This window comes from Embleya hyalina (assembly GCF_003967355.1).
GTDB lineage: Bacteria > Actinomycetota > Actinomycetes > Streptomycetales > Streptomycetaceae > Embleya > Embleya hyalina.
The window spans coordinates 148,497-167,904 of the sequence record NZ_BIFH01000025.1 but is presented as its reverse complement, the minus strand read 5'-3'; the positions used below and the strand labels follow the sequence as shown (position 1 = coordinate 167,904).

Below are 19,408 nucleotides of genomic sequence, written 5' to 3'. Positions count from 1 at the left end.
GCCGGGCGAGGGAGTACAGGGCCGCCATGGCGGTGCCGATGACGGTGGAGCTGAACGGGTAGCCCAGCGAGGCGCCCATCGCGCCCAGGCCGGCACTGCACCCGGTGGTGCCCACCACCGTCAGGCGCGGGAATCGGCGGTGGGCGAGGAGGAGGGCGGAGGAGACCGCGGCGACGACCACCGCGGGCAGTGGCGGCCACTGGGTGACGCGGGGCGGCTGCCCCATCGCCGTGGAGACGATCGTGACGCCGGACAGCGTCACGGCGAGCGTGGCGTCGACCGACCGGGGACGGCGGCGGGCCCACAACCGCAATCGGGCGATCATGGGGGCTCCTCGGTCGGTCGTTGCCTTGTCGTCGGTCGGGGTCTGCCTTGCGGAACGGCGTCGGGCCACCCGTGCCACTGCGGGCGGCCCGAGGCGGTCCGCGGGCTCAGGTGTTCACCGATTCCTCCCGGTGTGTGGCCTGTGCCGGCAGGGCGATGTCAAGGGTGAGGCGCCGGGTCAGCTTCTCGCCCTCGACGTCCATGTCGGGCAGTACCCGGGCCAGCGGGCGGGGCAGCCACCACGCCGTGCGACCCAGCAGGGCGAGGGCCGCGGGGACCATGGTCATCCGGACGATGAAGGCGTCGAAGAAGACGGCGGAGGCCAGGCCCAGGCCCAGCATCTTGATCATGGAGTCCGTCATGCCGATGAAGCCTGCGAACACGGCGATCATGATGACGGCGGCGGCCACGACGACCCGGGCGCTGTGCCGGAAGCCGGTGACGACGGCCTGGGAAGGGTGCTCGCCGCGGACGAAGGCTTCCCGGACGCGGGTCACGAGGAAGACCTCGTAGTCCATGGCCAGGCCGAAGACCACGCCGATCAGGAAGATCGGCATCATGCTCATCACCGGCCCGGTCTGTGCGACACCGAGCGGGCCGCTCAGCCATCCCCACTGGAACACCGCGACGATCACGCCGAAGGACGCGGCGACCGAGAGCAGGAAGCCCAAGGCCGCCTTGAGCGGTACGAGCACCGAGCGGAACACGACCATCAGGAGCACGACGGCCAGGCCCACCACGACGGCGAGGTAGGGGATGAGCGCCGCGGTGACCTTGTTCGAGACGTCGATGTTCATGGCGGTCCGACCGGTCACCAGCATGGATGCGCCCGCGTCGGACTCCAGTTCGTTCGCTTGGGCGCGGATGGCCTTGACGAGGTCCTTGGTCGCGGTGGCGCTCGGGCCGGTGCCGGGTACGGCGGTGACGACGGCGGTGTCGCCGGCCTCGTTGAACACGGCCGGCGAGACGTCCACCACTCCGTCGGTGGCGGTGAGGATCTCGGTGGCCCGGGTGACGACCGTCTTCGGGTCGGCGGCGTCCTTGGCGTCGACGACCACGGTCAAGGGCCCGTTGAAGCCGGCGCCGAATCCGTCGGCCAGTGCGTCGTAGGCGCGCCGCTGGGTGGTCGAGGTGGGCTGAGCCTCGTCGCCCGGCAGGGTGAGCTGCAGGTCCAGCGCCGGGACGGCGACCACGCCCAGGCCCGCGACGCCGAGCAGCAGCATGGCCAGCGGCCTGCGGATGACGAAGCGGGCCCACCGGCTGCCCGCGGGCTCCTTGGCCGGCGGGGTCGGCCGCCCCGGTGCGCGGTGTGCGCGGGGCAGCACGGCCCGGGGGAAGAAGCCCAGCAGCGCGGGCAGCAGGGTCAGCGCGACCAGTACGGCGACCACGACGGTCCCGGCGGCGGCCAGCCCCATGTCGGTCAGCATGGGGACGCCCGCCACCGACAGCCCGGCCAGCGCGATGACGACCGTGGCTCCGGCGAAGACGACGGCGGATCCCGCCGTGCCCACCGCCAGACCGGCCGCCTCCTCCGCCGTGTGCCCCTCGGCTCGTTCCGCCCGATATCGCGAGACGATGAACAGCGCGTAGTCGATCCCCACGGCCAGGCCCAGCATGAGTGCCAGGGTGATCGTCGTGGTGGACATGCCCGCGGCGATGATCGCGCAGATTCCCGCGGCGAGACCGACGAGCGCGGTGATCAGCGGAAGACCGGCGGCGACCAGCGCCCGGAAGGTGAGGAGCAGCACCACCGCCGCGACCCCGATGCCGATCAGCTCGGTGACGCCGCCGAGTTCGGGGCCCGCGTCCACGGCCGATCCGCCGACCTCCACGGTCAGGCCGGCGTCCCGACCGTCCTGGACGGCGTCCATGAGGGACTTCTTCGTCGCCTCGGTCAGGTCGTCGCTCACCGCGTTGTAGGTGACGGTCGCGTAGGCGGTGGTGCCGTCCTTGCTGACGGTGTTGTCGTCCTGCGTGAAGGGGTTCAGGACCTCCTTGACCTGAGGGCCGCGGGCGACCGCTTCGACGACCCTGTCCACCGCCGCCCTGCTGTCGCCGGCGGTCACCTTCCGCCCGTCGGGGGCGGCGAAGACGATCCGTGCGTCGGCGCCCTCCGCGTTTCCGCCGGGGAAACGTTCGTCCATCAGGTCGAAGGCCCGCTGCGATTCGGTGCCCGGCATCGAGAATCCGTCGTCCTCGGCCGCCGGCGCCGTGGCTGCGGCGAAGGCGCCCGCCGCCAGGAGCACGATCCACACGAGGGCGAAGTACCGGCGTTGTCGGAAGGACAGTCGACCGAGTCGGTAGAGCAGTGAAGCCATGACGAGGCGCTCCAGTCGGCAGGAGGGAAAGGCTGTGCGACGGCAACGAGGCCACGATTTGGCCGCGTGGGCCACGCGGGCGCGTGGTGCCGGAGCCGTGACTCCATCGTTGGTGACCGGGTGCATCCTCGTCGTCCGGCGCTCGGCGACACTGCGGCGTACTGAAACGGCAGTACGAGCAGAGCGGGAGGCGCGCCAAGGCGGCGCCCGAGGGTCTGTCGGCCCCGGCCGGAGGTGTCGGCCACGACGGTCGCCCGTGCCTTGCCGCGTGCGTCGACGAAGGCGACGCCGGCTTCGTCCACGAGCTTGCCCCCGACCGCGTCGAGGAGCCCCATGCGCGTGACCGCGTCGATGCCTTGGCCACGGAGGTCGGCCCGGGCGCCGGTGGCCCGCAGCGCCGGGAAGCGTTCGACGACGGTCACTCGGTCACCGCCCCGGGCGAGCCGGCAGGCCGGGGACGGTCACGGCGCGGCCTCGTTTCTATCGGTGATAGGCAGATTTGCAGCGTCACCTATCACCGATAGATTGTCAACGTGAAGGTGAACCGCGAGAACGTCGTCGGCGAGGCACTCGACCTGCTGGACGAAGTCGGCCTGGACGCTGTCAGCACCCGGCGGCTGGCCAAGCGCCTGGGCGTCGAACAACCGTCCCTCTACTACCACTTCCGGAACAAGAGGGAGCTGCTCGGTGCGATGGCCCAGGCCGCCATGGCACCGCATGCGGCGGCTCCGCTACCGCGGCCCGGTGACCACTGGCGGGACTGGTTCCTCGAGAACACCCGCGACTTCCGTCGCACGCTGCTGATGCACCGCGACGGCGCACGACTCCATGCCGGAAGCATGCCCGGCGGGGCGGACCTCGACCGGATCGCCCACAAGATGCAGTTCCTGCTTGCGTCCGGCCTTCCCGAACAGGACGCCCGGATGGCAATGCTGGCCGCCGGCCGCTACACGGTCGGCAGCGTCCTGGAAGAGCAGGCGGACACCGCCCTCGCCGTCGGGACGGACCACCCCGTCGTCCCGACGATCGACAACGAGTCGGCGTTCGAGGCGGGACTGGCCCTCATGGTGGACGGTTTGGCGCAGCGCGTCGCGGCATGGCACCAGGACCCGCACCACGCGCCCGACGCAGGTCCGACCAACCTTCCCGATCCGACCCATACGCCGCCGCGACCGTGAACTCGGGCCACTGAAGCGGGCCTTCGCGAACCCCGGCGAGGTAGCAGGAGGGCGATCACGGCGTTCATGCAGGAGATCACCGACATCGTCGTACCCGTCCGTGCTTCCGGGGTGGTGTTCGGTGAGGTTTCCCCTTGATCGTGGACACCCTGCACATGTCCGCCATCGGGATCTCCGGGACACGGCGGCGCCTGCCCTGGGGACGGTTCGGGCAGCGCAGGGCGACGTTGCGGTCCGGCCCCGAGGCTCGTGGACTCCGGACCTCGAACGGGCGGCCCCGTCAGGTGGAACAGGCTCACTCCCGGGCCCACGGCGTCCGCCGCCGCTCCGCCGGCCGGAGTCGATTCGCGTGCGCGCGTGTAACATTCCGGCCCGCCCGGGCGTCCTCCTTTCGACGAGGGCGTACGGCAGCCGACATCGGGGGCGAACGGATGCGGGACGACGAGGACTTACGAACGGACTTCGACGCGTTGTATGGGAGCACCTCGCGTCGGCTGATCGCAGCGGTCTACCAGCTCACCGGTGACGTGACCGAGGCCGAGGACGCCGTGCACGAAGCCTTCGCCCGAGCCTGGGAACGATGGCCCACCGTCTCGGCCGCCCGGGACCCGGCCGCCTGGGTGCGCACGGTGGCGCTGCGTCTGGCCGTGAGCAGTTGGCGACGCTCGTGCCACCGGCTGCGGGCCCATCTGCGGCTCGGCGGCTCCGGACACGTTCCCGATCCGACGCCGGACCACGTCGACCTGGTCTGGGCCCTGCGGCGGCTGCCCGTCGGCCAACGCCTGGTCGTCGTGCTGTTCCACCTCTACGACCTGCCCATCGAGGAAATCGCCGAAGACCTGGGGATAACGGCCGGCGCGGTCCGGGTCCGGCTCACCCGCGCACGCCGCGCACTGGCCGTCGACCTGACCACGACCACCCCCGACCCCCCGCGAGAGGTCGCGGGGCGAACGGACACCGCGGAGGTGCGCCATGGGTGAAACGAGCGGGGTGCCCGGTGGCACCAACGAACGCCGCGCATCGTCGGAACGCCACGAACAGACGGTACTGACCGAGTACTTGGGCGCCCTCGCAGTGCGCACCGAAGCCGCCGTGAGGCCGCGCCCCGCGGCATCGGCGCGCCGGCGAGGACGGCAGCGACGCCTCCGGCGACGGATCGCTCTCGGCGTCGCCGCGGCCATCGTGATCGTGGTGTCCGTCCTCGGCGTACGGTCCACGGACCTCGGTGGCGCGTTGCGAGGCGGTCCCGCGACCAGCGGTCCGCTCACCTCCCGGCAGCTCCCGCCCGAACTTGCTCCCTGGAGGCTGACCCACACCTCCCGGAACTACAAAGAGTTCATAAACGTGACTTCCCGGCAGCCGACCGGCACCTCCACGAGCCAAGCACCGTTCACGGGTGATCCTTGCGACGACACGCGCGCAATCCGCGGGATTCGGCCCGCCGGGATTCGACACGCGCGAATGTTCCGCTACAGCAGCGAGACGAGCCCGACGGCATCGTTCTCCGAGATCGTCGTCTCCTTCGACGATCGGGCAGAGGCGCTGCGTGTCGCCAACGGCCTGTATGTCTGGACAGACCTCTGCGGCATGAGGAGTCGTATCGACCAGGGAGGGATCGTCGATGTGTCCCTGTGGCGTCAGGGGCTGGGCGAACGCGTCGAGCTCAGCGCGATCGCCCGTCGCGACAGCACCGTGGTCTTCCTCCTGTACACGGCGGACGCCCGTTGGCAGCCACAACTACCGCCGGCCGTGGCGTACGCGGCGCTCGCTCGCTCCAGCGAAGCGTGGTAATCCGCACGGCACCACTGCCGGGTGTGGCGTCGCGCGAGGCCCGTTGCGGCTCGCGCACAGCGGCGTGCTCGCCGTGAGCGCCCGCCGCCTCGTCGTGGCGGGTCCGGTGGTGTCGGGGCCGGCCCCGATGTCGGCGACCGCGTCTCGTTGGCCCGGGTGTAGCCGGTCCCAGACCGCGTGACGGGCGAAATCGCGCGTCGGCCCGGGCTTGCTCGCCCGCCTGTTGGGCCAGGATTCGGATGCCTCGCTCGGGTGTCGAGTCCGGTCCGGGTTCGGCGCCGCGCACGGGCACGGCTCCGGCGTCGAGGGCGCGGCGTGTCGGACAGGGTCACCCGTTCCACGTGGGCGCGCGACACCTCGCGGACCGGAGCTCGACAAGGCCATGCGGGAGATCGATCGAGTCACGCCTGATGTCCGGCGAACCCCTCGAACACCGGTGCGCTGTTGTGGTGGGTGCCGCCCGGCACGTGCGGCCGATTTTCACGAGGCGCCCGTGCTCGCGGTCGTTGGCGGGTAAGGGCGCGGGATGGACGACTTCGAGGTGTTGATCTATCCGTACAACGCGCAGGACATGCCTCCGACGGCGCGGGGGCCGGCCGTGCGGTCGGCGACGGTTCGCCCCACCGGCGAGGAGGGAGCCACCGGCCATCCTCGCTACGCGGGCGACGGGGTGCAGGTCGACATCGACCCCGTCACCGGGACGATCGAGGCCATCACCGTGGACGAGGCGGAACTCCCCGATGGCTGGAGCGCACGGATCGCCGACGCGTAGCACGGGCCCGCGCTCTGTGACGGGACGGGCGCAGGCCGCCGGAGGCCGTTGCTCCGTTCGTCCGGCGGGCAACCACCCGGGTACGCAGCCGTGCCGGGTGCGTCATCACGCGCGGGCAGGGCCTCCGGCGGCGTCGTGGGACAGGGCACGGCTGCCGACGGGCGCGGGCGGAGCCGTACGCCCGAGCCTGGCCGTACCCCGGCCGGTTCCGGGGCTCACGTCGCGCGGCGGCGTCGTGGGCGGCGGCATCGGGACGCTGTCAGGACGTTTTCGACCTGCTGCAGGTCCCGGACTGCCGGTTCGTCGAGCCGACATGGCCCGTTGTGGACGTCGGTCTCCGGTGAGTCGTGCGAGGTCGGCGTCGGGTCACGGGTGACATGGGGTCTCGGCCGGCATCCGGCGGATGGCGGTGGTGGGCGCGCGTCCGCATGGAAGTGGGATCTGGGCGGTGCGGAAGCCATTGTCGAGCGGGCCGTAGGGACGAAGCCGATGCCGAGTCCCTCGCACGCCTTGTTCGGGGCGGCGCTGCCACAGTGCCCTCCCGGAGTCCGGTGCCCGGCCCGGAGACCGGGACAGCCCCGGTGCCCCGCGCGTCGCGTCCCCCCGGCCCCCGCGGACGCGATACGCGGTGGCCGGGTGGGGAGCGGACACGGCTTACGTCCGAACGTGCCTCGGGCCCGCCGCGTCGTCAGCGCGGAGCGTGCGGTGCGGCCCGAAGGGGGGACGGGTGGGCGTGGGTTCGTTCGGTGTGGTCGGTCGGCGGGCCGTTGGGTGCGGTGGGTCGGCCGTACCAGTCGAGGCAGACGATCAGGGCGTCGTCGTCGGGGGTCGGGCGCCCGCGGTGGCCGGCGAGTTCGCGCAGGACGGCGCGGGGCATCTCGGCGGGCGGCAGCAGTCGGGTGGCGCTGATCGCCCGGGCCAGCGCGCGATCGCCGTAGGCTTCGCCGGCCGGCGAGGCGACCGCGTGGACTCCGTCGCTGACGAACACCAGCCGGTCGCCGGGACGGACCGGGAATTCCTGCGCTGTGTAGTCGGTCTCCTCGAACATGCCCAGGGGCAGTTGCGCCTCGAAGTCGATCGCACTCACCGTTCCCTCGCGCAGCAGCAACAGGCGTGGGGATCCGGCGTCGATCACCTGCACCCGTCCGGTGGCCAGTTCGAAGTCCAGCAGCAGGACGGACAGGTAGGCGTCGCCGCGGTGCCGGGCGTAGACGGCCTGGTCGGCGAGGGCCGCTTGGTCGGCGAGGGGGATGCCGGCGCGTCGGGCGTTGCGCAGGGCGTTGATCGTGAGGTTGCTGAGGAGGGCGGCGTCGATGCCCTCGCCCATGCCGTTGGTCACCGTCAGCGTGAGGCGGTCCGCGGTGGCGGACCAGTCGAAGTTGTCGCCGTGGACGGCGTAGGCGGGTTCGAGCTGGGCGCCGATGGCGTATTCGTCGCGCCGGCAGGCGTGGCCGGGCAGGAGTTGCCACTGCATCTCGGCCGCGAGGGTCAGCCGGTCCTTGCGTCGGGCCCGGAGGTAGAGGTCGGTGTCGCGTTCGGCGACGGTGAGCGCGTGGGCGAGCATCTCGGCGATGTCGAGGAGTTCGGTCCGTACGGCCGGTGAACAGGCGTCGGTCGGGAGGGTGACGGAGAGGATGCCGAGACGGTCGCCGCGTACCGTCACCGGGAGGTGTACGACCGTGTCCGCTCCGTGTCGCTCGTGCGCGGGTTCCTGTGCGCCGAAGACCCGACCCTGGGGGCTGTTGTCGATGGAGAGGTGTTCGGTGGCCGGACCGGGCGCGGACACCGACAGCAGGACGGTCAGGCTGTAGTCGGCCATCAACAGGTCGACGGCTCCTGCCCGGTAGTGCCGCGTGAGCACACCGCGGATGGCGTCCAGCAGCCCGGGAGCGGGTGCGGAGCGCAGCGCACGCTCGGCTTCCTCGTATACGTTCACAGTTCTTCTTCAGCCGTTCTCTGCGGATGCGGTACGGGGCACCCTCAAGGCGTGTTCGGCGAGCGGCCGGACGGCCTGTCGAATCAATCGCCTTTATAGCGTCTATTGTGGTGACGGCACGGCCATCGGAGAGGCGGCCGTATCGGGCGTCGGAGTAAGGCGGTGAGCGGGGTTACCTTCTCTCGACACGACCAGTCGGACGAGACGGCGCGTGTGGCGACCGCGGCGGCCGAGTTGCTCGAGATGTTGTTGGGGCGTGCGTCCACGGCCCCCGTTTCGCCGTCACAGCTGCGCGTGCTGTTTCTGCTGGAGCGGCACGAGGGCATCAACCTGCGTACGTTGGCCGACGGCTTGCGGTCGACGCCTTCCTCGACGAGTCGTCTGTGTGACCGCCTCCAGGCGGTGGGGTTCGTCGAGCGCCTGCCCAGTGCCAACAGCCGCCGTGAGCTCCAGTTGCGGCTCAGTGGGCGGGGCTGCGCCTTCCTGGCGGATCTGCGGGCCCGCCGTGAGCAGGAACTGGCGGTCGTCACGGCGCGCATGTCGGGCGAGTCCCGGGCGATGCTGCTGAAGGGCCTCGAATCCCTGCGCAACGCCGCCGCGCCCGTCATGGACGAGGCGACGGGTGATGCGTCCTCTCTCTCCTCGCGTGCGCGAACCGCCTGAGGCGATCGGCCGCGTCGGGGGGCAGGCACGGTGTGACCGCTCCACCGCGTGCGGGGAGTGCGAGGTACGCGAGCGCGATCCACGGGAGTGCGAGGTACGCGGGCCGGATACGTGCCGAGCGGATGCCGGCCGACGTCCCATGGCGGCGCCTCCCTTTCGTCGGATGAACGAGCGGTGGCGCTCGGTTGCAAGCCGGCGATGCGCGCGTCACGTCGATGTCGATACCTGACGTCGACGGCTTCGTCATGCCCCCGGCGTCCCGATGCGAAGCGTATCGAATTATTGACTGATGACAAATGTTGCGGCCAGACATGTATCCCGGGGTCGGCGAGCCCGATCCGCCGTCGTGTCCCGATGTCCGGCCGACGTTCCGCCGACGGTCAGGGAGAGGGCGCCGACCGGCCTCCGTCACCCCCTGCGGAGAGGCCGCGCCCATCCGTGTCGGTGGCCTCGGTGAGGTATCCGCCGACGCCGGTGACGTCGAGCAGGCGGGTCAGTCGCGCGGGTTGACGGTGCAGGTGCAGGGCGATGCCGGCGGCGTGTGTGCGGCGGCGCAGTCCGATCAGGACGGACAACCCGCCGCAGTCGATGGCGGTCAGGCCCTCCCAGTCCAGGTGCAGATGACGCAGCGCCGGTCCGTGCCGTCGCAGATGTGTGTCCAGTACCGCGTTCACCCGCTCGGTGAACGCGGTACCGGTGTCGTACTCGAGCTCTCCCCGAATGGCCAGATGCAGCGACCGGGTGTCGCCGGACTGAACGTCGACGGAGAACTCGACGGGCGTGGGGGAGTTCATGCCGTTCCAGGGCCGGAGTGGGCGGGCGCCGTGGGCAGGGTGTCGATCGCGACGCGGATGAAGCCGAGCGCGCGGGGAAAGTCGCGCAGTTGTTCGGTGAGGATGTCCAGCCCCAGGCGCAAACCGGCCGCGGGCACGTTGCGGGCGGTGAGTATGTCCCTCGTCCAGCCGATGAAGGACGTGAACAGGTCCGCCTCGTCGACGTAGAGGGCCGTCGCGAGGAAGTCCACGATGTGGGCCAGGTCCTCGGCGGTTCGTTCGCGCTGGGCGGCGCTGTACGCGCGCGTGTCGGGCCCGCGCTCGTCGAGGGCGGCCAGACACCGCCGCACCAGGGTGGTGCGGTTGGACTTGACGAACGTGTACTCCTGATCGGCCAGATGGGGCAGGTCGTCGATCTCGTGGCGTCGCTCCGCGTGCCGGGCGGTGATCCCCCGGGCCAGCCGGTCCGCGGCGCCTCGCGCGTCGGGGGCCCAGGCGTCGGCTCCCAGAAGGCGGGCGTAGCGCCCGTCCGTGCCGAAGGCGGCGCCGCCGACCATGACCGGGATGCCCAGCGACTGCACGGCGGTCACCGCCTGGTGTGCGGTGGGCAGGTGAGTGGGCAGCGAGGCCGAGAGCAGGGCGGCGGCCGGGTTGCTCTGATGCACGTGCGCGATCAGGTGCGGAGTCGGGGTGTGGGCGCCGAGGAAGTCCACCCGCCAGCCGCGCCCGGTGAGGGTCTCGGCCAGCAACCGGGCGGGCAGGGAATGCCATTCGCCATCCACGCACGCGACCGTGACGTTGCCCCGCGTCCGGGACGGAGGCGGCGTGGGGCGGTGGGCCAGGACGGTGACGACCCGGTCGATGATCGCGGTGGCCGCGTGCTCCTCGGCGACCCCGATCCGGTTCGCCGCCCATTCGTGCCCGACGCGGCGCTGCACGGCGGCCACGACGTCCAGCAGCAGGGTCTCGCCGTCGGCCCCGGCATCGGCCGCCGCGGTGGCCAGCGCCATCGCGGCCGGCTCGTCCCGGCCGATCACGGCCGTCCACAGTCGCTCCGCGAGATCGGAGGGTGTGGGCGGGGCCGCGGTGTCCGCCGTCCCCTTCGCCGCGTTCACGGTGCCCGTCGTGACAGTGCCCGTCTTCACAGTGCCCGTCTTCACAGTGCTTGCCTTCACAGTGCTCGTCATCACGGTTCCCGCCGGCATGGCTCGCGGCCCTCGCGATCGTCCGCGACGGCGAATCCGTCGACCCCGCCGGCCGGGTTGGTGATCGCCAGCGTGGCCATGTCGTCGTGACGGCCGCCGCCCAGCCACTGGGCCGCCAGCATCTGTACCCGCTCGACCACGGCCTCCGCCGGCATGCGCGCACACTCCCGCAGGGCCTCCCGCAGCCGCTCCTCGCCGTAGAAGTCGTCACCCAGCGGCCCGCCGCGCGCCTCGGTGATCCCGTCCGTGTACAGCAGGCAGGTCTCTCCGGGGGCCAGCACCACGTCCACGCTCCGCGTCCGGACGTCGGGCAGCGCCCCCACGAGCGTGCCGCCGGTCGCGGCTTCCTCCACCCGCCCGTCGGCGCGGACGATCAGCGGCGGCAGATGTCCGGCGCTGGTCAGCCGCAGCAACACCTGCCCCGCGCTGCGCCGCACGGAGGCCAGTACCAGGGTCGCGAACCGGGTGTGGTGGGAGTTCATCAAAGCGTCGTTGAGCAGGACGAGGACCTGCTGGTGATCCCCGGACAGCGGCAACAGCGCGTGCAGGACACTGCGGATCTTTCCGGTCAGGACGGCCGCCTCCAGGCCCTTGCCCGCCACGTCGCCCAGCACGACGAACGTCTCCCGGGACGCGTCGGCACCGGGATGGACGTCGTAGAAGTCACCGCCGACCCGCTCGTGGTCCTGCGAGGTCCGGTAGACGCCGGCGTACTCCACGCCGTGCACCCGCTCCAGCCGCGGCGGCAGCAACTCCCGCAGCAGCGTGGTCGTGATCGAGGCCTGCTCCGCGTACAGCCGTGCCGCGGACAGGGCGGCGCCGGCCCGTGCGGCGAACAGCCGCGCGAAGACCTCCTCGCCGTCCGTGAACGCCCGGTGGGTGCTCGCGCGCAGCAGGATCAGCACCCCGGCCGGTACTCCGTGTCCGGGCAGCGGGGTGACGATCACCGAGCCGATCGGACCTGCGAAACCGGGCGGCACACTCCAGTCCGGGATGTCGTCCGGGTCGATCCACCGGGCCGGGACCGGTGGGAAACCCTGCAGGGCCTCCGCCAGTCCGGGAACCGTGCGCGGATCGATCGAGGCCACGGTACGCGTGATGCCGCCGCCGCCCTGCGCGTAGGTCAGCGCGTGCCGGCGACCCTGGGCCGGGGCGACGACGACCGCGGCGTCGGCCAGGTGATCCGCGGCCATCCGCGCCGTCACCTCCGCGCATCGTTCGAGGTTCAGCGACGACAGCAGTGCGCCGGAGACGTCCGCCAACAGTGCGGCTCGTTCACGCTCGTGGCGCAGCTCCTGCTCGGCTCGACGGAGATCGGTGTCCTCCACGAGCCACCACACCACGTCCCCGTTCTCGATCCGCGAGGGATGCGCCGCGAACGTCCGACCCGCCACGGTGCCCGACACCGCCTCCTGCGGTGCCGCGGCCGGGTGCGGGCGGTGGTGCGCCCGCGCGAGCCAGTGCGGCAGGCCGCCCGCGGTCAGGCCTTCGCCGACCTCCTCGGCGTGCGCGAACAACCGGCGCGCGCCTTCGTTGGATCCGATGACGTCGCCGTCGGCGTCGACGACGAGAACGGGACAGGGGGCGTCGTTCCAGATCGAGCCGACGTGAACGTCACCATCGCGGGGGGTCTTGGGTGTACCCGAAGTACGGATCACAAGCCGGGGAACGCGTCGCGCGCACCCCACCACCTCTTTATCGCTGGACAACAGTTGTCTTCCTGCAACCGTGTCCTATGCTCCAGCCATACGCAACACTGGGAAGAAAACGGGCAATTCTCCATTTAAGCCGTATAAGTACCGCTCTGTTGGGCCTGTCCCGGCGTCGAGGAGGTCGACCATCACGCGAAAGGCCGATATCGGCATGCCCAAGACCACGTGGCCGTGTGCGTCGGTTCCGCCGACCGCGTGTCGTCGGGTGGGCGCGTGGCGAGGATGCGCGGGGGCTCCGCGGAACAGGGGCGAATTCCCGGGGAACCGGCGACCGAGGCGAGGGTGGAGCACATGACCGATGACGCGGACACCGGGCTCGTGCCTCCCGCGCGGGCACGGCACGAGACGGACGTCGTGGGCAACGCCGAACTGCGCCGCCTGCTGGCCGGGTTGACCGCCGTACGCGACGGCGACTTCGGCGGCCGGTTGCCCGACGACGGCGACGGCCTGCTCGGGGAGATCGCCGGGGTGTTCAACGGCATGGTCGACCAACTGGCGCTGTTCACCTCCGAAGTCACCCGCGTGGCACGCGAGGTCGGGTCGGAGGGCACCCTCGGCGGTCAGGCGCTCGTGCCGGGCGTGTCGGGCACGTGGGCCGATCTGACCGATTCGGTGAACTTCATGGCCGGCAACCTCACGTCCCAGGTGCGCTCCATCGCCCAGGTCGCCACGGCGGTGGCGCGCGGCGACCTGTCGCAGAAGGTCCGGGTGGACGCGCGGGGCGAGATCCTGGAGTTGAAGGAGACCATCAACACGATGGTCGACCAGCTCTCCGCGTTCGCCGACGAGGTCACCCGGGTCGCCCGGGAGGTCGGCACCGAGGGCAACCTCGGCGGACAGGCGACCGTGCGCGGCGCGTCCGGCACCTGGAAGGACCTCACCGACAACGTCAACGTGATGGCCTCCAACCTCACCGGCCAGGTGCGTTCCATCGCCCAGGTCGCCACCGCCGTGGCGCGCGGCGACCTCTCCCGCAAGATCACCGTCGAGGCCAAGGGCGAGGTGGCCGCCCTCGCCGAGGTGATCAACACCATGGTCGACACCCTGTCCGCGTTCGCCGACGAGGTCACCCGGGTCGCCCGCGAGGTCGGCACCGAGGGCATCCTCGGCGGCCAGGCCCGCGTGCCCAACGTCGCCGGGACCTGGAAGGACCTGACCGACAACGTCAACTCGATGGCGAACAACCTCACCGGCCAGGTCCGCAACATCGCCCTGGTCACCACCGCGGTGGCCAACGGCGACCTGTCGAAGAAGATCGACGTGGACGCGCGCGGCGAGATCCTGGAGCTCAAGACCACCATCAACACCATGGTCGACCAGCTCTCCTCCTTCGCCGCCGAGGTCACCCGGGTGGCGCGCGAGGTCGGCAGCGAGGGGCGACTCGGCGGACAGGCCGAGGTCGAGGGCGTCTCGGGCACGTGGAAACGCCTGACCGAGAACGTCAACGAACTCGCCGGCAACCTCACCCGCCAGGTCCGGGCCATCGCCGAGGTCGCCAGCGCCGTCGCCGAGGGCGACCTGACCCGCTCGATCACCGTCGACGCCTCCGGCGAGGTCGCCGAACTCAAGGACAACATCAACGCGATGGTCGGCTCGCTGCGCGAGACCACCCGCGCCAACGAGGAACAGGACTGGCTCAAGTCGAACCTCGCCCGCGTGTCCGCGCTCATGCAGGGTCACCGCGACCTGGCCGTCGTCGCCGAACTCGTGATGGACGAACTCACCCCCCTGGTCGGCGCACAGTACGGTGCCTTCTACCTCGCCGAGGACAGCGCGACCGGAACGGGGCTGCGCCTGATCGGCGCGTACGGGCTCGGCGCGGACGACGGCCACGCCACGCGCATTCCGCCCGGGCGCACCCTGGTGGGCCAGGCGGCCCGCAGCCGGCGCATCATCGCCGTCGACGACGTCCCCACCCACTACGTGGTCTCCTCCGGGCTCGGCCGCGCCGCGCCCACCGCGCTGATCGTGCTGCCGATCGTGGTCGAGGACCAGGTGCTCGGCGTCATCGAACTCGCGTCGATCACCGCGTTCACCCCCACGCATCGCGACTTCCTCGACCAGTTGATGGAAAACGTCGGTGTCAACGTCAACACCATCGTCGCCAACGCGCGCACCGACGAACTCCTCGCCGAATCCCAGCGCCTGGCCGGCGAACTGAGCGTGCGCTCCGAGGAACTGCAGCACCAGCAGGAGGAACTCCAGCACTCCAACGAGGAACTGGAGGAAAAGGCCGCGCTCCTCGCGACGCAGAACCGCGACATCGAGGCCAAGAACCTCCAGATCGAACAGGCCCGACAGGAACTCGAGGACCGCGCCCGCCAGTTGACCCTCGCCTCGAAGTACAAGTCGGAGTTCCTGGCGAACATGAGCCACGAACTGCGCACACCCCTCAACAGCCTGCTCATCCTCGCCCAACTCCTCGCCCAGAACCCCACCCGCAACCTCAGCCCCAAACAGGTCGAATACGCGGGCATCATCCACTCCGCCGGCTCCGACCTGCTGCAACTGATCAACGACGTCCTCGATTTGTCCAAGGTCGAGGCCGGCAAGATGGACGTCCACACCGAACGCGTTTCGCTACGCCGACTCCTCGACTACGTCGAGGCGACGTTCCGGCCGATGACCACGCAAAAGAGTCTGACGTTCGACATCACCACCGGCCCCGGAATACCGGCCGACCTGCTCACCGACGACTCACGCCTGCGGCAGATCCTGCGCAACCTGCTGTCGAACGCGGTCAAATTCACCGACAGTGGCCACATCGCGCTGCGCATCGAACCGGCCGCCGACCACGAGGTCCCCGCCGGCGTACAGCGCGGCGGTGACGCCGTCGTGGCCTTCCGCGTGCGCGACACCGGGGTGGGCATCGCCGAGCACCAACTCGAGACGATCTTCGGCGCGTTCCAACAGGCCGACGGCACCACCAGCCGCAAATACGGCGGAACCGGCCTCGGCCTGTCGATCAGCCGCGAGATCGCCAACCTGCTCGGCGGCGCCATCACCGCCGACAGCACCCCCGGACAGGGCAGCACCTTCACCCTGTACCTGCCCGCCGTACACACCACCGCCGCCATGGCCGCCGTCCCGGCACTCGTCACGCACCCTTCGGCCCCCGGCGCCCCCGATGCCGGCGCCGAACCGCGGCCGCGCCCCCTCGAACCCGCCGCGCCACCCGCCCGGCGGCGCGTACTCGTGCTGGAGGAACGCCCCCAGGGTCTGCTGAGCCTGGTCGCGCAAAGCGCCGTGGCCGACATCGCGGCCGGCGGACACGACGGCGCCGGCGGGCCGGGCGTCGACGTCCTGACCGTCGTGGACGCCCAGGAAGCCGCCGCCACCCTCGCCGCCGCACCCTGTCACTGCGTCGTCCTCGACCTGGACATGCCCGACGGCCAGGCACTGACCCTCCTGGACGCCCTCGACGCCGACAGCGCCTCCGCGAACGTGCCCGTCCTGGCCCACAACACCCGTCGCCTGCCCCGGGAACAGATCCGCGCCCTGCAGACCCGCGCCGACACCAAACCCCTGGAACTGCTCGCGGGCCTGGACGAACTCCGCGAACGCATCACCCTGCACCTGTCCGCCGAACAGCCCGGTGACGTACTGCCCCTGGTGCACGCCACCGAACGCACCCACCACGCGACACCCACCCTCGACGCCGCCCTCGCCGACCGCACCGTCCTGATCGTCGACGACGACACCCGCAACCTGTACGCCCTCAGCAGCATCCTCGAACTCCACGCCGTCAACGTCCTGCACGCCGAGAACGGCCGCGAGGGCATCACCACCCTCGTCGGGCACCCCGAGGTCGACCTGGTCCTGATGGACGTGATGATGCCCGAGATGGACGGCTACGCCGCCACCGCCGAAATCCGCCGCATGCCCCGCTACGCCGACCTGCCGATCATCGCCGTCACCGCCAAGGCCATGCCGGGCGACCGCGACAAGAGCCTGGCCGCCGGGGCCGCCGACTACGTCACCAAACCCGTCGACACCGACCACCTGCTCGCCGTCCTCCGCCGCCACCTGCTCCCCTCCCGAGAGCACCCCGCCGGTCGACCCCGCCCGACGTCCCCCCTTCGGGAGTGAACCCGCCGTGAGCAACACCGCACCCCCACCCGAGACATCCCACCGGCCGGACGCCGACGACCCGACGGGCCCGCACGCCGTCACCGGGAACCAGGGCGCCGCCGCCGTACCACCGCGCGGTGAGAGCGCCCTGGACGGCGCCTCCGCCGTGGGCCGCCTCGCCGCGACCGTCGAACGCCTGCGCCGCGAGATCCGCGCCGCGCACGCCCGAGCGGACGGCCGTGCCCTGATCGAGACGGCCAAGGGCATCCTCATCGAACGCCTGCACTGCAGCCCCACCGAAGCCGCCCGACAACTCGCCACCCTGGCCGACCACGCCGGCGTGAGCGTGATGGAACTCGCCGCCGACATCCTCGACCGCACCGCCGCGGACCGCCTCACCGAAGCCGCCTGCGACTTCGTCACCGAAACCGCCACCCCCGCCGCACCCCCCGACGGCAAGACCGTGAGCATGCGCCTGCGTACCGCGGAAAGCGGCGCCGGTGCCGCCGACGACACCCATGCCGTGGCCCGATCCCTGCTCGAACACGCCCTCGCGCCCCTGGGCGCCACCGCCGTCGCCGTGTGGGCCATCGCCCCCGACGCCTCCCTCACCCTCGCGGGCAGCGCCGGATTCACCGACCACGAGGCCACCCGCTGGCGACACGTCCCACCCGGAGTGGCGACTTTCGCCCGCCGGGCCCTCGCCGATCTCGACTGGACCTGGACCCCCGACCTGTCCCGGATCGCAACACCCTCCATCGGCCAACACGACCTCACCGGCGCCCGGGCCGCCGCTCCGGCAGGCACCGGCGGCCGGATCCACGGCATCCTGGAAATCTGCTGGCCGAATCCGCTCCCCGAGCAACCCCCGCGCCTGCGCCGCCAGATCGAGGCCCTGGCCGAACTGTGCGCCCACACCCTCGAAACCCACCCGGCCCCCGGCGACCCCACCGTCACACACCCCGCCACGGTCGACCTCGTCGGGATCGCCGACTGCCTCCACGACCCCGCCCTGGTGCTCGTTCCGCACGAGGACGAGCACCGGCAACTCGTCGACTTCCGGGTGCACCACGTCAACGCGCGCTTCCTCGACCCCGCCGGACGCCCGGCCAATCTGATCCACGGCGCCCTGCTCCTGGAGGCATACCCCCTCGCCGCGACCCCCGGCGGGCTGTACGACATCGTCGAGCGTGTCCATGCCACCGGCGAGTCCTACCGCGCCGAAAGCGTCACGCTCACCGCCCTCGTCGACGACGTCCGCCTCGACGCCGTCGCCGACGTCGCCGTCAGCCGCCACGCGAACGCCATCCTGCTCATCTGGCGGATCGAACACGAGGCGGCCCGCCTCGCCCGGCTGCTCCAACACGCCCAACGACTGGGCCGCATCGGCGGTTTCGAGGAAGACCTCGTCACCGGCGCCGTCACCTGGAACGACTCCCTGTTCGCCCTCCACGGCCTGCCGACCACCGCCGTCCCCGTGGCCCTGGCCGACCTGCCGAACCACGCACACCCCGACGACACCGCCGCGCTCGCCCGATTCCTGCACACCCTGGTACACCACCGCCGCCACGCCACCGTCTCCTTCCGCCTGGAACGCACCGACGGCGTCACCCGACGCATCCGGATCGTCGCCGAACCGGTCCTGGACGCCGAAGACCGCCTGCTGGCCATCCGCGGCGCCCACCAGGACGTCTCCGCCCAACACTGGACCGAGGTCGCCCTCGCCGCGACCCGCGACCGCCTCGCGCACAGCGAACAACAGGTGGGCGAACAAAACCGCCTGGCCCGGCAACTCCAGCACGCGATCATGCCGCCCACACCCGCCCCCCTGGACGCCGAAGGTCTCCAGGTGGCCGTGCGCTACCGCCCCGCCGAATCCGACACCGCCGTCGGCGGCGACTGGTACGACGCCCTCGTCCTGCCGTCCAAGAAGATCCTGCTGTGTGTCGGCGACGTCGCCGGACACGGCATCCACGCCGCGACCAGCATGATCGTGCTGCGCAACGCGCTACGCGGCCTCGCCATCACCGGCGCCGGCCCCGCGCAACTGCTCACTTGGCTCAACACCGTCACGCTCCATCTGACCGACCAGGTCACCGCCACCGTCGTCTGCGCCCTGTACGACCCGGGCACGCGCACGATGCGCTGGGCCCGCGCCGGCCACCTGCCCCCCGTGTGGATCCGCGACGACACGACGCAACGCCTGTCCCTGCTCGACGGCCCCCTCCTCGGCGCGTTCGCCGAGGCCGGCTACGCCGAGGACGAGATCCACCTCGCCCTGGGTGACACACTCCTGCTCTACACCGACGGCCTGATCGAGCGCCGCGACCACTGCCTCGAAAGCTCCCTTGATCAACTCCTGGCCACCGCACGCGCCATCACCGCCACCCTGGACGAACGCCTCGACCGACTCCTCGCCCACAGCCGGGCGGACACCGACGACGACACATGCGTGGTCGGCATCCAGATCACCTGATCCGACACGGGAATCGCGATGCGGGTGTCCGGGGACGCGTGGGCCGGGGCGGTCGTGTGGAGGTGCGAATGACTCCCGCATTCTTCACGGCCGTCCCGGCTTGTTTTCATTTTTACCCGGAGAGTCGGTTTTCATTTCGAGGTGCGGTGATGTTCTCGGATTATCGACGGCCGAGCGCCGCCGCCTCGG

Annotated in this window: 12 protein-coding genes; 7 read left to right on the top strand and 5 right to left on the bottom strand. The window is 71.3% G+C overall.

The genetic code is table 11. From position 1 onward, the window contains the following. Nucleotides 1–431 precede the first annotated feature (431 nt). Nucleotides 432–2,642: an MMPL family transporter gene (locus EMA17_RS27130; protein ID WP_126639747.1), complete on the bottom strand. Its 2,211-nt coding sequence runs from the start codon at nt 2,640–2,642 to the stop codon at nt 432–434. Between the two features lie 533 nt (nt 2,643–3,175). Between EMA17_RS27130 and EMA17_RS27120 the strand changes: the two genes are divergently transcribed. The 4 genes from EMA17_RS27120 (at nt 3,176) to EMA17_RS27105 (ending at nt 6,383) form a co-directional block, all read left to right on the top strand. After that, nucleotides 3,176–3,820: a TetR/AcrR family transcriptional regulator C-terminal domain-containing protein gene (locus EMA17_RS27120; protein ID WP_246126920.1), complete on the top strand. Its 645-nt coding sequence runs from the start codon at nt 3,176–3,178 to the stop codon at nt 3,818–3,820. Between the two features lie 431 nt (nt 3,821–4,251). After that, nucleotides 4,252–4,800 carry an RNA polymerase sigma factor gene (locus tag EMA17_RS27115; RefSeq protein ID WP_126639746.1) on the top strand — a complete coding sequence of 183 codons (549 nt, stop codon included), beginning with the start codon at nt 4,252–4,254 and terminating at the stop codon, nt 4,798–4,800. Next, a complete protein-coding gene (locus EMA17_RS27110) occupies nt 4,793–5,611 on the top strand; it encodes a hypothetical protein (protein ID WP_126639745.1) in 819 nt (272 codons plus the stop codon). Before EMA17_RS27115 ends, EMA17_RS27110 begins: the two co-directional genes overlap by 8 nt. Before the next feature lie 526 nt (nt 5,612–6,137). Further along, on the top strand, nt 6,138–6,383 hold the full coding sequence (locus tag EMA17_RS27105; RefSeq protein ID WP_126639744.1) for a hypothetical protein: 246 nt from the start codon (nt 6,138–6,140) through the stop codon (nt 6,381–6,383). Between the two features lie 688 nt (nt 6,384–7,071). On the opposite strand, the gene EMA17_RS27100 is transcribed toward EMA17_RS27105, so the two are convergent. After that, on the bottom strand, nt 7,072–8,319 hold the full coding sequence (locus EMA17_RS27100) for a PP2C family protein-serine/threonine phosphatase (RefSeq protein ID WP_126639743.1): 1,248 nt from the start codon (nt 8,317–8,319) through the stop codon (nt 7,072–7,074). Nucleotides 8,320–8,532: 213 nt separating this feature from the next. Between EMA17_RS27100 and EMA17_RS27095 the strand changes: the two genes are divergently transcribed. Then, nucleotides 8,533–8,982 (top strand): MarR family winged helix-turn-helix transcriptional regulator, encoded by a 450-nt coding sequence (locus tag EMA17_RS27095; protein ID WP_126639852.1) that lies wholly within the window; start codon nt 8,533–8,535, stop codon nt 8,980–8,982. Nucleotides 8,983–9,362: 380 nt separating this feature from the next. Here the strand turns inward: EMA17_RS27095 and EMA17_RS27090 are convergent, their stop codons facing one another. The 3 genes from EMA17_RS27090 to EMA17_RS27080 all read right to left on the bottom strand — a co-directional run bounded on the left by EMA17_RS27090 (nt 9,363) and on the right by EMA17_RS27080 (nt 12,558). After that, the gene (locus tag EMA17_RS27090; RefSeq protein ID WP_126639742.1) at nt 9,363–9,776 is read right to left on the bottom strand and encodes an STAS domain-containing protein; all 414 of its coding nucleotides are present in this window, start codon (nt 9,774–9,776) and stop codon (nt 9,363–9,365) included. After that, nucleotides 9,773–10,870, bottom strand: coding sequence for a cobalamin B12-binding domain-containing protein (locus EMA17_RS27085; RefSeq protein WP_281290542.1), 1,098 nt, complete (start codon nt 10,868–10,870; stop codon nt 9,773–9,775). Before EMA17_RS27085 ends, EMA17_RS27090 begins: the two co-directional genes overlap by 4 nt. A gap of 71 nt (nt 10,871–10,941) precedes the next feature. Continuing rightward, nucleotides 10,942–12,558 (bottom strand): SpoIIE family protein phosphatase, encoded by a 1,617-nt coding sequence (locus tag EMA17_RS27080; RefSeq protein WP_246126934.1) that lies wholly within the window; start codon nt 12,556–12,558, stop codon nt 10,942–10,944. Nucleotides 12,559–12,963: 405 nt separating this feature from the next. Here EMA17_RS27080 and EMA17_RS27075 point away from each other — a divergent pair, with 405 nt between their 5' ends. Next, nucleotides 12,964–16,761, top strand: a complete 3,798-nt coding sequence (locus EMA17_RS27075) for a HAMP domain-containing protein (RefSeq protein WP_246126919.1) — start codon at nt 12,964–12,966, stop codon at nt 16,759–16,761. A 7-nt stretch (nt 16,762–16,768) separates the two neighbouring features. Then, nucleotides 16,769–19,219, top strand: a complete 2,451-nt coding sequence (locus EMA17_RS27070) for a SpoIIE family protein phosphatase (protein ID WP_126639740.1) — start codon at nt 16,769–16,771, stop codon at nt 19,217–19,219. The last annotated feature ends 189 nt before the right edge of the window (nt 19,220–19,408 follow it).

What these genes read in the sequence shown, in the direction of transcription:
- EMA17_RS27090 (WP_126639742.1), bottom strand. Translation starts at nt 9,776, where the DNA reads ATGAACTCCCCCACGCCCGTCGAGTTCTCCGTCGACGTTCAGTCCGGC.
- EMA17_RS27105 (WP_126639744.1), top strand. Translation starts at nt 6,138, where the DNA reads ATGGACGACTTCGAGGTGTTGATCTATCCGTACAACGCGCAGGACATG.
- EMA17_RS27115 (WP_126639746.1), top strand. Translation starts at nt 4,252, where the DNA reads ATGCGGGACGACGAGGACTTACGAACGGACTTCGACGCGTTGTATGGG.
- EMA17_RS27075 (WP_246126919.1), top strand. Translation starts at nt 12,964, where the DNA reads ATGACCGATGACGCGGACACCGGGCTCGTGCCTCCCGCGCGGGCACGG.
- EMA17_RS27110 (WP_126639745.1), top strand. Translation starts at nt 4,793, where the DNA reads ATGGGTGAAACGAGCGGGGTGCCCGGTGGCACCAACGAACGCCGCGCA.
- EMA17_RS27130 (WP_126639747.1), bottom strand. Translation starts at nt 2,642, where the DNA reads ATGGCTTCACTGCTCTACCGACTCGGTCGACTGTCCTTCCGACAACGC.